Below are 13,010 nucleotides of genomic sequence, written 5' to 3'. Positions count from 1 at the left end.
ATAGCATAAACTAATACTCTATAAAATTTCCAATATCCTATACAAAAAGACCTACCCAACAATTTGTTAAGTAAGTCGAGAAAATTTCAAACAAATAAAAAGCGCATAACTGCCATTGTTACAACACCTGCCACTACCGTTTTCGATAAACTTTTCGTTAAAAGTGCAACAACTAAAGTGGGAATAAACGCCCCCACATTTAACCAATCAATTGTTACATAAGATTGCTGCTTATGAAAAAATCCATCAATGACAAGAGAAGATAAAATACAAACCGGTATGTACGCTAGCCAGCGCAGTACAATGTCTGGCATTTTCATATTTTTTACTATCACAAAAGGTAAAATACGTGGAATCCATGTTACCAATGCACAGCCCGCTATTAATGATACCATCGCAATTGTTGTCGTCATTTTTCAGTTACCACTCCAATCGTTGCCACAACTATCGTTGAAAGTAGCACCGCTAAATGCCCCGGCATGAAATACAGCATCCCGTACATGCTGACGACCATGACCGCAATTAACTTTAGATAATGCATTATTTTTTCCTTTGGAATGCTCTGCAGCGTTAACACAAGCAATGCAACAAACATCGCAACAAGTGCATAGTCTAAGCCCCACTTTTCTGGATCTGGCAGCCATTGCCCAATAATCCCACCAACTGTACAAGCTACAATCCATGTTGTATATGCAGTCACATTGAGGCCATCCATCCATTTCCCACCTAGACGTCCTTCTTTCCCCGCCGTTACAACAGATACTCCAAAAGTTTCGTCTGTTAGCAGTGTCCCAAAACCGATATTACGCAGCATCGAATATTTCGTAAAATACGGTGCAATCGTTAAAGACATTAATAAATGCCTTAAGTTCACAATAAAAATCGTCACGATAACAGCCGATAGAGGAGCTCCAGCTAAATATAGTCCACAAAAAATAAACTGCGCTGAACCTGCATAAACAAGTACTGAAAGTAAAAACACTTCGAAAACAGAAATTCCAGATGCAATACCGACAACACCGAACGCAACGCCAATACTAATATAGCCGAGCAATGTTGGAATACAATCTTTCACACCTTGTAAAAAGGTATCTGGTGTATACGCTTTTTGTTCTGTATGCTCCACTACAACGCCCCCTTTAAAAAACTTTCTTTTCTGAAAATATAAAAGGTTTGAAAGAACGCCGTTACCAAAAGGCAACAGCGTTCCAATTTTTTATACGTAATAATTTTCTACGACATCGGCACAACGTTTACATAATGTAGCATGCTTTTCATCAGAACCAACCGTTTCTGAAATTGTCCAGCAGCGTTCACATTTTTCTCCGTCTGCTTTTTCAACAACTAAAGCTGTTTTTTCTAAAGTTAGCGCTTCAGCAGGAGCTGATTCTTTACCACCTGCAATAACAAATTGTGACACAATTGAAAGTTGAGCAAAGTCGATGGTTGCATCATTTAATATTTCTACTGTTTCAGCATCTGCATAAACAGAGATTTTTGCTTCTAATGATTTACCGATTGTTTTGGCATTACGAGCTTCTTCTAACGCTTTTAGCACTTCATTACGCACAGCAATCACTTTTGACCATTTTGCACGTAATTGTTCGAAGTTTGCTTGTTCATCAACCTCTGGGAAATCTGTTAATTGAACAGAAGCTTCTTTACCTTCGAACTCCATGTAGCCCCATAATTCTTCTGTTGTATGAGGAATAATTGGTGTTAATAATTTCACTAACGCCATTAATGTATCATGCATTACCGTTTGCATTGCGCGACGTGCTTTATTGTCCGTTCCTTCAATGTACACAACATCTTTTGCAATATCTAAGTAGAATGAAGAAAGTTCAATCGCTACAAAGTTATTCACAGTTGTATACACTGTTGAGAAGTCGTAACGGTCATATGCTGCAAGAATCGTTTTCACTACATCTTGTAAGCGCATATACATATATTGGTCCATTTCACGTAAGTCTTCGTAAGCAACGCGGTCTGTTGCATCATTGAAGTCTGTTACGTTTCCGTGTAAGAAACGTAATGTGTTACGTACTTTACGGTATGTCTCTGAAACTTGTTTTAACATATCCATTGAGATACGAACGTCACCTGTATAGTCTACTGATGCTACCCACATACGTAGGATATCTGCACCATATTGTTCCATTACTTTTAATGGATCGATCGTATTCCCTAATGATTTCGACATTTTACGGCCTTCACCATCAAGTACGAAACCATGTGTTAATAAGCCTTTGTAAGGTGCATAGCCATTAATTGCAACAGATGTAATTAATGAAGAGTTGAACCAGCCACGGTGTTGGTCAGAACCTTCTAAATAAAGGTCAGCTGGATATTTCATGCCGCGCTCCACAAGTACACCTTGGTGTGATGAACCTGAGTCGAACCAAACATCCATGATGTCGTTTTCTTTTGTAAATTTACCATTCGGGCTACCTTCATGTGTAAAACCTTCTGGTAATAATTCTTTTGCCTCTTTTTGGAACCAAATGTTTGATCCGTGCTCACGGAATAATTTCGAAACGTGCGCGATTGTATCTGGTGTGATGATTGGGTCGCCATTTTCGGCATAGAAAATCGGAATTGGCACACCCCATGCACGTTGACGAGAGATTACCCAGTCGCCACGGTCACGAATCATATTGTAAAGACGTGTTTCACCCCATGCAGGTGTGAATTCTGTCGCTTTTACCGCTTCTAATAATTCGCCACGGAACATTTCTACTGATGCAAACCATTGTGGTGTTGCACGGTAAATAACTGGTTTTTTTGTACGCCAGTCATGTGGATATGAATGGCTGAACTTTGAAACGTTTAGTAATGCCCCTTCTTCTTTTATCTTTTCGATTACGATAGGGTTTGCTTTTTCATAGAATAAGCCCTCAAAGCCTGGTGCTTCATCTGTATAGCAACCGCCGTTATCTACAGGTGATAAAACTTCTAAGCCGTACTGTTTACCAACGTTATAGTCGTCTTCACCGTGACCTGGTGCTGTGTGTACACAGCCAGTACCAGCATCTGAAGTTACGTGCTCTCCAACCATCACTAATGAATCACGTTTGTAAATTGGGTGCTCTGCTACGATTAAATCAAGTTCTTGCCCTTTTACTTCTTGAACGATTTGTACATCTTCCCAACCAAATGTTACTGATAATTTTTCAAGTAACTCTTTTGCTACGATGTATTTTGCACCCGCAACTTCAGCCACAACATACGTAAATTCAGGGTTTACTGAGATCCCTAAGTTCGCTGGAATTGTCCAAGGTGTTGTTGTCCAGATAACGAATTTTGCATCTTGAGGTACGACACCTTTTGCATCTTTAATGCCGAATGCTACGTAGATTGAATAAGATTCAACATCTTTGTATTCGATTTCTGCTTCTGCTAATGCTGACTCAGAAGATGGTGACCAATATACCGGTTTTAAGCCTTTATAAATATAGCCTTTTTCTGCCATTTTACCAAATACTTCAATTTGGCGCGCTTCGAATTCAGGCTTTAATGTGATGTATGGATTTTCCCAGTCTCCGCGTACACCTAAGCGACGGAATTGACCTTTTTGATTTTCAATTTGCTCGTACGCATACTTTTCACAAAGCTCACGGAACTCAGCAATTGACATTTCTTTACGCTTAACGCCTTTATTCGTTAATGCTTGCTCGATTGGCAAACCGTGTGTATCCCAACCTGGCACATAGTTCACATGGAAACCCGACATTGTTTTTTGGCGGTTAATCATATCTTTAATTACTTTATTTAATGCATGCCCTACGTGGATATCACCGTTTGCATAAGGAGGTCCATCATGTAATATAAATTCTGGGCTACCTTCTGTGCGCGCCATTACTAATTTGTTAATATCCATTTCATCCCATTGTGCTTGAATTTGCGGTTCTTTAGTCGGTAAGCCTCCGCGCATAGGGAAATCTGTTTTTGGCATTAATAACGTCTCTTTGTACTCTACCATGTAAAAGTCCTCCTAAATTTATTGAAGTTGTATGCTCGAACTAGGGTGAGATGCTTTTCAAAATAAAAAAGCCCCTTCATCCCAGTAAAAGGGACGAGGAGCATTAGTCTCGTGGTACCACCCTAATTTCGCGAAATATTCGCCTCATTAGACACTGTAACGTCGTGTGACACGAAATAGCTTACTTAATCAATTACGCCTCGGCGTAATAGCGTCCAGATTTTTTTGAGTTTACTAAAAAAACTTTCTTTAAAAATCTGTGACATCTGCCAGGGGCTTATTAACTTCATTCAGCTATTTAGCTCAGGAGTGATTTTCGATTTAGCTTGTTTTGTTCGAGCTTTCACCATCCTCGAATCGCTAAGCGGCCATGCCAAATGTACTGTCTCCATCAAAGCTTTATGCGTTTTATATATCATTTCATTATTCTTCAGTATAGAAATCGCACCGCGAAATGTCAAGTACGATTACTTAATAGGATGGAGTACTATCTGTTGACGCAGCTTCATCTTCATCGGAACGGTGCTGGTCTTGAATATCTGTTAAATCCACATCATATTCTAATAAATGATCCCAATCGCCTGTATTTAATAAATCCAATTGTGCTTCTACTAACATTTTGAAGCGGTTGCGGAACACTTTCGATTGCTTTTTTAATTCGTCAATTTCAATTGTTACTTTTCTGGCTTTTGTTAATGCATCGTTAATAATGCGATCAGCATTTTTTTCTGCCTCTTTAACTATTAATTTTGCTTCTTTTTGAGAGTTGCGACGTACCTCATCAGCAGCCTCTTGCGCGACAACGATTGATTTTTGCAATGTATCTTCCAATGAATTATAATGATTCATTTTTTCGATCATTGTTTGTACTTGATCTTCAAGCTCTTTCTTCTCACGTAAAATAATTTCATAGTCTTTGATTACTTGATCTAAAAATTCGTTTACCTCGTCTTCTGCATAGCCACGGAAGCCACGTGTAAATTCTTTATTATGTATATCAAGAGGTGATAATGGCATATCGTTCTACTCTCCTTTACATGTACATTGTTACAACACATTATAAACGTTTCTTAATCGAATAACATCATGTTTTCTTAAAAAGTCCTCGAAACTTATGCTTTTTGCTCTAAACGTCCTACTTGTAAGCGTATTTTATCTTTTTTTGTTCGTCCTTCTGTCATAATGACCTTCATGCGACCGAATCCTCTAGCAGATACAATATCGCCCTCTTGTAGCTCAAATGCCACTACTTCACGCACAGTCCAGTTTACTTTTACTTTGCCTGCAGTTATCAAATTTTGTGATTTTTGGCGTGAAATATTAGCTACAGTTGCTAAGACAACATCTAAACGCATGGAAGACACCGTATAAGAATTTTCAATCCATCGTTCCTCATTTTGAATAAGTGAGGTTATTAAATCGACTTGTTCAACATGTACCTTCACTTTACCAATACTCGATAGATTAGCACGTACATAATCAGAAATTTCAGAGGCTAAAGCAAATTGCACTGTATTTTCTTCTAAGCGAATATCCCCAAATTTACTACGGTCTAATCCAATTGACAATAATGCTCCGAGTACATCTGGATGACGTAATTGTACAAATTTTGCCGGATAGTTTATCGCGTAGACACCAATTTGAAAATCGTCTTCCGTTGGCTCAAAATAGGATGGTGCAATGAGCATACGCTTGCGTTCTGCTTCTTCAAAGGCACCTGCCGTAAAAATAAGTAGGTCGGCATTTTGACCAATTATCGATTCGACAATAAAGCGCTGCCTTGGGTCTAAAAAATCCGTTAGTTTTGGAGCATAACGGTCCTCTACCTCACGTTGCCAACCGACAACCTGTTCGATAAATGGCTGCTCATCTTTACGAAAATGCTGTATTAAATGCTGCATATTAAGCCTACTTTCTATTATATTCAGTGTCGTTGCATTCCATTTAATTTCCAAATTTAATTATTGACAAAGAAAACCCCAACATGTTTGACGTGAAGGGGTTTTACGTGTCTTATAGTAAGAAGATTAAAACGTTATATACACCGCGTTCGATGAAATATAGTACGAATAATCCAACGATTGGTGAAATGTCAATCATGCCAATTGGCGGGATAAACTTACGGAAAAAGCCTAAATATGGTTCACATACTTTTTCTAGGAAACGTCCAACTGCTGACTCTTGTAGCGCTGGCACCCAAGACATTAATATGTAACCAATCAGCATATAACGGTAAATTATAAATATTGTTTTTACAACTCCAAAAATGATCATTTAATTACCTCTCTATTACTAAATTACTCGAATGTTAAATTCGAAATTTCTCCGGATACTTCTACGTTTTCTGGTGTGCATAAGAAAATGTCATTACCGATACGTTGAATATCTCCACCTAAAGCGTATACTGTTCCGCTTAAAAAGTCGATAATTCGCTTTCCTTGATCGCGGTCAATGCGCTGTAAATTCACAACTGTCGCACGCCTTTGCTTTAAATGCTCAGCTATATCTTGCGCCTCTGCATAAACACGTGGCTCTATTAATACTAGTTTCGAATTTTTAGATGATGCTGCAGCTTGAAGGCTTACAACATTATTACTATTTTGAATGTTAGGTTGCATAATTACTTCATTACGCTGTTGAGTTACTTTTCGTTCTTTTTTCATACGGTTTTGAATCACCTGTGTTTGTTGTTTTTGAACTGCCTCTTGATAATATGCATCTTGTGGTGTAGCTTTAGGAACTTGCTTTGATGGCGTTGCTTGCGCTTGATCCGGAGCTTGATCTTCTTCGATGTCTTCTAAATAAAAGAATTTATCAAAAATATTTTTTATGCTCATATTACATCCTCCTTAGCCAACAAGAGCCGTTCCTATTCTGACAAATGTTGCGCCTTCCTCGACTGCAATTTCATAGTCATTTGACATCCCCATCGAAAGCTCTGTACAAGGTACGTTCGGAATGTTTAACTCGGACACTTGTTGTTGCAATTGTTTTAATAGTTTAAACACATTTCGAATGACGGTTTCTTCTTCAGTAAAAGGAGCCATTGTCATTAAGCCAACTACTTCAATCTTCGAAAATTGCTCTAATTGTTTTACAAATTCTATTGTTTGCTCATTCGTTAAGCCATGCTTTGAATCTTCACCCGAAACATTTACCTGTACAAAACATTTCACTTTTTTTGAAGCTCTTTTTTCAATTTCCTGTGCTAAACTTAAACGATCCAATGAATGCAAGTAATCAATTTGGTCGATTACTTGCTTTACTTTTCTAGTTTGTAATGAACCTATATAATGCCAAAAAACATTTGCATCAATTGCTTGTAATTTAGTTGAGAGACCTTCTGGACGGTTTTCCCCTATATGAGTTAAGCCGGCAGCAATAGCCTCTTTCGTGCGCGCTACATCTACCTCTTTTGTCACAGCGATAATATTTACCTGCTGCTGTACTTTTCCACGTTGCTTTGCCTGTTCTATATGTTGTTGAATAACTTCTAAATTATTTTCGATTTTTGCCACTTTTTTCCCAACTTTACTACAGTTTCTTTCATTGTAACAAGCGTAGTGGCAATTTACAATGAATAGGCTGACCTATTCATCATGGGTTTTCACTAATATAACATCTTTTCCTACTGTGAGAATATGACTAAAGGCTATCTTCTTAACTGTCTCTTCCCCTTGAAATAAGTGGTAAAACTTTTTTGGTGCAGAAATAATTAGTGCTACTATTTCTCCACGCGCCTCGTCAATTTCTGCATCTACAATATACCCGATAAATTTCCCACTAACAGAATCAATAATCTCCTTTTCCTGTACAGAAGAAAACCTCATGTTCCCATCCTTTCTATGAACTAAAAGGGACAGCCCTTATCACGGACAGTCCCTCTTTCAAAAACTTTAACGAAAATCCCGCTGTAATAATTCAACCGCGCTTTTTTCTAATCTAGAAATTTGTGCTTGTGATATCCCTAAGCTTTGAGCAATTTCAGTTTGTGTTTCACCGAGGAAAAATCGTTTTTCAATAATCATCTTTTGACGACTATTCAAACGCTTCATGCTCTCCTGTAGCGAAATCGTACCTACCCATTGTTCTTCCGTTACTTTATCTTTAATTTGATCCATCATATAGATAGCATCGCCGCCATCCGAATAAATCGGTTCTTGCAGTGACATCGGATCTTGAATCGCATCAAGTGCAAATAGCACATCCTCTTTTTTCATCTCGATTTCCTGTGCTAGCTGCTCAATTGTCGGTTCACGTAAATGCTCAGCAATATAACGTTCCTTTGCTTGCATCGCCTTATAAGCAATATCTCGTAGTGAACGTGATACACGTAAAGCATGATGGTCACGTAAATGGCGGCGAATTTCCCCCATAATCATTGGCACTGCGTACGTTGAAAAACGTACATTATGTTTTAAATCAAAGTTATCAATCGCCTTCAATAAGCCTATACAACCCACCTGGAACAAATCATCTGCCTGTTCCCCTCGATACGCATAACGACCTACAATACTTAACACAAGCCGTAAATTACAAAAGACAAGCTCGTCACGTACATACAGCTCTCCTTGTTGTAATCGAATAAATAATTGCTTCATTTCCTCAGGTTTTAAAACTGGTAAGGTTGAAGTATCAACACCACATAATTCTACTTTCGTCCGCATAGCATTTCACCTTTCGAACTTCATGATTAACATCAGTTTGTCCGGAATTAGTTACACTATGCACGCCAAAATTAGCCAGTATTACGCAATTGGTTCATTTAAATATTCACGTAAATCTAAAATAATTTTCTTTTCTAAACGCGAAATATATGACTGAGAAATACCTAAGTGATCCGCCACTTCCTTTTGTGTCATTTCTTCTTTACCATTTAAACCAAAGCGACACTCCATAATATATTTTTCACGTGGTGTTAATTGATTGATCGCCATAAACATATGCTGGCGTTCAATTTTTCGTTCAACATCCATTGTAATTATATGTTCTTCTGTCCCTAAAATGTCGGACAGTAATAATTCATTGCCATCTGCATCAGCATTGAGCGGTTCGTCAAAAGACACTTCCCCCTTCATGCGGCTTGTCTTACGTAAATGCATTAATATTTCATTTTCAATGCAGCGAGATGCGTAAGTCGCTAACTTAATATTTTTGTCTAAATTAAAAGTTTCAATTGCTTTAATTAGCCCGATCGAACCAATGCTTATTAAATCCTCGATTGGTGTCGTTGTATTATCAAAACGTCTTGCAATATAAACAACTAAACGTAAATTACGTTCTATCAGCATATCTCTCGCGTGTAAGTCCCCATTCATAAAAGCTTCAACGACAACAACTTCTTCTTCTCGTGTTAATGGAATTGGCAATGAATCATGTCCTCCTATATAGTATGTCCCTTTTTTCGTAAAATAGCTAAATAGTTTAACAATCCATGATTTTAGTTTTTGTAACAATATCGAGCCTCCCTTATGAATTGGTTAGAACAGAAACATGTGCAATCAGATGTGCACTTTGTGGAAACTTTGTCGCACTTTTCGTAAAAACAACATAATGATTCACATAAGTGTGTTCGTGAATTGTAAGCGTCATGCGAAACGCTGGAACAAATGTAGTCGTTTTTTGTACAGTTGAAATGGCCACCATTCGAATGTATTTTTGATGCTGTGTTGCAAACATTGACAACTCATATGGCCGCGCCTCATCCCACGCAAGTAACCCATTTCTTAACTCAGGTGTCATTGATGATTGCACCGCATCAAATGCGATAAAATGAACAGGTGCTAGGCTAATTGGTTCTACGCATTCGTTGCCGGTATCGATGTAGGCAACGAGCTCCCATTGTTCATGAAGAAACTGTGCGGTACATGGTGTAATAAATCGTTGCTGCACAATTTGTTGTAGCTTTTTCATCCAACCAAGTTTAAATGCTAGTAAACTACTACATACTATGCCAACACACAGCAAAATATATACAAAAAATGCATCTGAACTTAATAAGGGTTGCAACGCTGTTAATAAGCCGCCTACTAATAGCGTCGCTACAACAAGCCAGCGACCATACAGTAAAAGTGCTGTGAAGCGAAAAGAATACGCAATACCAATAAGCACAATAAAGCAAAGGAAGATGCTAAGTATATGACCATAAAATACGATCGCAATGAGCGCACTACTAAATGCACTTACTACTAATCTCCATATTGGAATCGTTGAAGAAGTCATTGCTTCTATGAATTTTAAAAGCGCCACATTTATAAGAAAATTAAATAACAGTATCCACTCTGCATACATGCTTTGTCCTCCTGCTAATAAGACTAGCAAATGTAGGGTTGCGCTTTTTGTCAAACAAGCTCACCTATTTTAAGAAATCGTTTGACAATTTATTTAATCTTCTGAATCTTTTCGACAGTTATAGCAATCAAAAAATAGACAACAAAAAAACTAGCGCACCGCTTTTAAGCGTTGCACTAGTTTAAAAGAAAAACTTATCGATTACGACGATTACGTAAGAATGTTGGAATGTCTAAAGCATCTTCTTGTTGATAGTTCGTTTGTTGTTGCTGACGTGGAACCTCTTGTTGTACTGATTCTTGAGCACGAGTAGATGGCTGCGGTTGGGGTGTTTGGTGCGTCGCAGCTTGCTGGCGTGCACCTAACGACGGACGAACCGGCTGTGGTTTTGGCGCAGTAAAATCATCAGAGAACCCTGTCGCAATAACCGTTACAATAATTTCGTCATTTAAGTTGTCATTAATTACCGAACCGAAAATCATATTCACTTCTTCATCAGAAGCTAATTGAACGATATCTGCTGCCTCTTGTACTTCGTAAAGACTTAAGTTTACGCCACCAGTAATGTTCATAATAACCCCTTTAGCACCATCAATTGATGTTTCTAAAAGTGGAGATGAAATAGCTTTTTTCGCTGCTTCTATAGCGCGATTTTCACCTGAAGCAATACCGATTCCCATTAACGCTGAACCTTTATCAGACATAATCGTTTTTACATCGGCAAAGTCAAGGTTGATTAAACCAGGTGTTGCGATTAAATCTGAAATACCTTGTACACCTTGACGTAAAACGTTATCCGCTTCACGGAACGCTTCTAACATCGGTGTAGATTTATCAACGATTTGTAATAACTTATCATTAGGAATAACAATCAGTGTATCTACGGCTTCCTTCATTGTAGAAATGCCGCCCATCGCTTGAGTTTGACGTTTACGACCTTCAAATGTAAATGGGCGTGTTACAACCCCTACAGTTAATGCGCCTAATTCACGTGCAATAGAAGCGATTACAGGCGCTGCACCAGTTCCAGTACCGCCACCCATACCAGCAGTGACGAATACCATATCGGCACCTCTTAGTACTTCTTCTAATTGTTCACGGCTTTCTTCTGCTGCTTTTTTACCTACTTCAGGGTTTGCACCAGCGCCAAGACCACGCGTTAATTTGCCACCAATTTGTAATTTATATTCAGCTTTTGATAAGTTCAAAGCTTGTGAATCTGTGTTTACAGCGATAAAATCTACACCTTGAACACCATGTTCAATCATACGGTTAACAGCGTTATTACCGCCACCACCAACGCCGATTACTTTAATTACGGCTAGTTGGTCCATACCCGTTTCAAATTCTAACATACAGTTCTCCTCCTAATTGTTCACGTCATACTTTTCGTCTTAATCGAAAAATTTATTTAATATGTTTTTTGCGCGATCAATAACACTTACTTTATTAGCATTAGCGCTATCTACTCTCTCCGATACATTAGCAGCTTGCTTTTTAGAAGGAGCTGGTTGAGTAGGATACGGTATCGCATTTACTGGCTCGCTATGTCCATAAAATTCGTCATCTGCATACGCATGACGAATTAAACCAACCGAAGTTGTGAATGCCGGTTCACGAACACCGATATAATCCGGCGTATAAATTCGTACGCGCGTTAGCATCATTTGACGTGCGAGCTGAGCAATACCTTCTAACTGTGCTACCCCACCTGAAATTACAATACCACCAGGTAAATCTTGAATGCCCATGCGAGCAAGTTCGTCTAAAACAAGTTCAAATAATTCTTCTAAACGAACACCGATGATTTCAGAAATATAGCGTTGACTATATTGATCTGTTGAATCTGTTCCGACAACTGGTACTTCGAATAGTTGTTCATCAGAAGCATCATCATAAAAGGCATGTCCATATTGTTTTTTGATTTTTTCAGCTTGCTCTGTTGGTGTCTTTAAAACGATTGATAAATCTTTTGTAATATGATCTCCACCAACTGGAATTACTGCTGTATTCGTTAACAATCCATCTTGGAATACCGCAATTGTAGTAGAACCACCACCTAAATCGATGTATGCCGTCCCCTGATTCTTTTCGTCTTCCGTTAAAGCAAACGTTCCTGCCGCTAACGGTTGCAAATAAATTTCACGAATTTGGAGGCCAGCACGTTCTACACAACGCAACACATTATGTACTAGCGTTTTAGATGTAGTAATCATTGCTGCATCCATTTCTAAACGAATTCCTATCATACCGCGTGGATCTTTAATCTCATCTAAATTGTCTACGATAAATTGTTTAGGAATTAAGTTTACTAGCTCTCGTTCAGGTGGAATAGACATTACCTGTGCAGAGTCTATTACACGTGCCAAATCATCATCTGTGATTTCACGGTTTTCACTATTAACTGCTACCACACCTTTTACAGATTGTAAAAGCGTTTGGTTTGCAGGTACTCCGAGAATTACTTCATCTATTTTAATACCCGTCATACGCTCAGCCTGGTCTACCGCTTTTTTAATTGATTGTACGGTTGCATCAATATCAACAATGGCCCCTTTACGAACTCCTGTTGATTTAACATGCCCTACACCAATTACGTGCAATTGATCATCGCTCATTTCCCCGATCAATACTTTAATAGAAGACGAACCAATATCGAGCGAAACATAAATTTCTTGATGATTCAAAATTCTGCACCTCCTTCGAATTACTCCCTATAGTTCATTCTATTGTAAAA

Annotated in this window: 14 protein-coding genes and 1 other annotated feature; all 14 genes read right to left on the bottom strand. The window is 38.4% G+C overall.

Translation table 11 applies throughout. The features are described from left to right. Positions 1 to 86 precede the first annotated feature (86 nt). Positions 87 to 413, bottom strand: coding sequence for an AzlD domain-containing protein (locus LZ480_RS03050; protein ID WP_241367907.1), 327 nt, complete (start codon positions 411 to 413; stop codon positions 87 to 89). Continuing rightward, positions 410 to 1,126: an AzlC family ABC transporter permease gene (locus tag LZ480_RS03045; RefSeq protein ID WP_241367906.1), complete on the bottom strand. Its 717-nt coding sequence runs from the start codon at positions 1,124 to 1,126 to the stop codon at positions 410 to 412. Before LZ480_RS03045 ends, LZ480_RS03050 begins: the two co-directional genes overlap by 4 nt. A gap of 90 nt (positions 1,127 to 1,216) precedes the next feature. Further along, positions 1,217 to 3,982, bottom strand: coding sequence for an isoleucine--tRNA ligase (ileS, locus tag LZ480_RS03040; RefSeq protein WP_241367905.1), 2,766 nt, complete (start codon positions 3,980 to 3,982; stop codon positions 1,217 to 1,219). Positions 3,983 to 4,068: 86 nt separating this feature from the next. Then, positions 4,069 to 4,386: a binding site (T-box leader), on the bottom strand. A 67-nt stretch (positions 4,387 to 4,453) separates the two neighbouring features. Further along, the gene (locus tag LZ480_RS03035) at positions 4,454 to 4,999 is read right to left on the bottom strand and encodes a DivIVA domain-containing protein (protein WP_241367904.1); all 546 of its coding nucleotides are present in this window, start codon (positions 4,997 to 4,999) and stop codon (positions 4,454 to 4,456) included. 95 nt (positions 5,000 to 5,094) lie between these two features. Beyond that, the gene (locus tag LZ480_RS03030) at positions 5,095 to 5,883 is read right to left on the bottom strand and encodes a YlmH family RNA-binding protein (RefSeq protein ID WP_241367903.1); all 789 of its coding nucleotides are present in this window, start codon (positions 5,881 to 5,883) and stop codon (positions 5,095 to 5,097) included. Positions 5,884 to 5,995: 112 nt separating this feature from the next. Next, complete coding sequence (locus LZ480_RS03025) at positions 5,996 to 6,256, bottom strand: YggT family protein (RefSeq protein ID WP_241367902.1); 261 nt, start codon at positions 6,254 to 6,256, stop codon at positions 5,996 to 5,998. A 23-nt stretch (positions 6,257 to 6,279) separates the two neighbouring features. After that, positions 6,280 to 6,819: a cell division protein SepF gene (locus LZ480_RS03020; RefSeq protein ID WP_241367901.1), complete on the bottom strand. Its 540-nt coding sequence runs from the start codon at positions 6,817 to 6,819 to the stop codon at positions 6,280 to 6,282. 12 nt (positions 6,820 to 6,831) lie between these two features. Beyond that, positions 6,832 to 7,500 (bottom strand): YggS family pyridoxal phosphate-dependent enzyme, encoded by a 669-nt coding sequence (locus LZ480_RS03015; RefSeq protein ID WP_241367900.1) that lies wholly within the window; start codon positions 7,498 to 7,500, stop codon positions 6,832 to 6,834. Positions 7,501 to 7,572: 72 nt separating this feature from the next. Next, complete coding sequence (locus tag LZ480_RS03010) at positions 7,573 to 7,812, bottom strand: PRC-barrel domain-containing protein (RefSeq protein WP_241367899.1); 240 nt, start codon at positions 7,810 to 7,812, stop codon at positions 7,573 to 7,575. A 66-nt stretch (positions 7,813 to 7,878) separates the two neighbouring features. Then, positions 7,879 to 8,649 carry an RNA polymerase sporulation sigma factor SigG gene (sigG, locus tag LZ480_RS03005; RefSeq protein WP_241367898.1) on the bottom strand — a complete coding sequence of 257 codons (771 nt, stop codon included), beginning with the start codon at positions 8,647 to 8,649 and terminating at the stop codon, positions 7,879 to 7,881. Positions 8,650 to 8,730: 81 nt separating this feature from the next. After that, positions 8,731 to 9,438 (bottom strand): RNA polymerase sporulation sigma factor SigE, encoded by a 708-nt coding sequence (gene sigE / locus LZ480_RS03000; protein ID WP_241367897.1) that lies wholly within the window; start codon positions 9,436 to 9,438, stop codon positions 8,731 to 8,733. A 13-nt stretch (positions 9,439 to 9,451) separates the two neighbouring features. Then, complete coding sequence (locus tag LZ480_RS02995; RefSeq protein WP_241367896.1) at positions 9,452 to 10,273, bottom strand: sigma-E processing peptidase SpoIIGA; 822 nt, start codon at positions 10,271 to 10,273, stop codon at positions 9,452 to 9,454. Between the two features lie 194 nt (positions 10,274 to 10,467). Then, on the bottom strand, positions 10,468 to 11,628 hold the full coding sequence (ftsZ, locus tag LZ480_RS02990; RefSeq protein ID WP_241367895.1) for a cell division protein FtsZ: 1,161 nt from the start codon (positions 11,626 to 11,628) through the stop codon (positions 10,468 to 10,470). A gap of 39 nt (positions 11,629 to 11,667) precedes the next feature. Then, the gene (gene ftsA / locus LZ480_RS02985; protein ID WP_241367894.1) at positions 11,668 to 12,960 is read right to left on the bottom strand and encodes a cell division protein FtsA; all 1,293 of its coding nucleotides are present in this window, start codon (positions 12,958 to 12,960) and stop codon (positions 11,668 to 11,670) included. Between the last annotated feature and the right edge of the window lie 50 nt (positions 12,961 to 13,010).

This window comes from Solibacillus palustris (assembly GCF_022549215.1).
Lineage (GTDB): Bacteria > Bacillota > Bacilli > Bacillales_A > Planococcaceae > Solibacillus > Solibacillus daqui.
The sequence above is the reverse complement of the archived record's forward strand: the minus strand, read 5'-3'. Positions and strand labels throughout refer to the sequence as shown.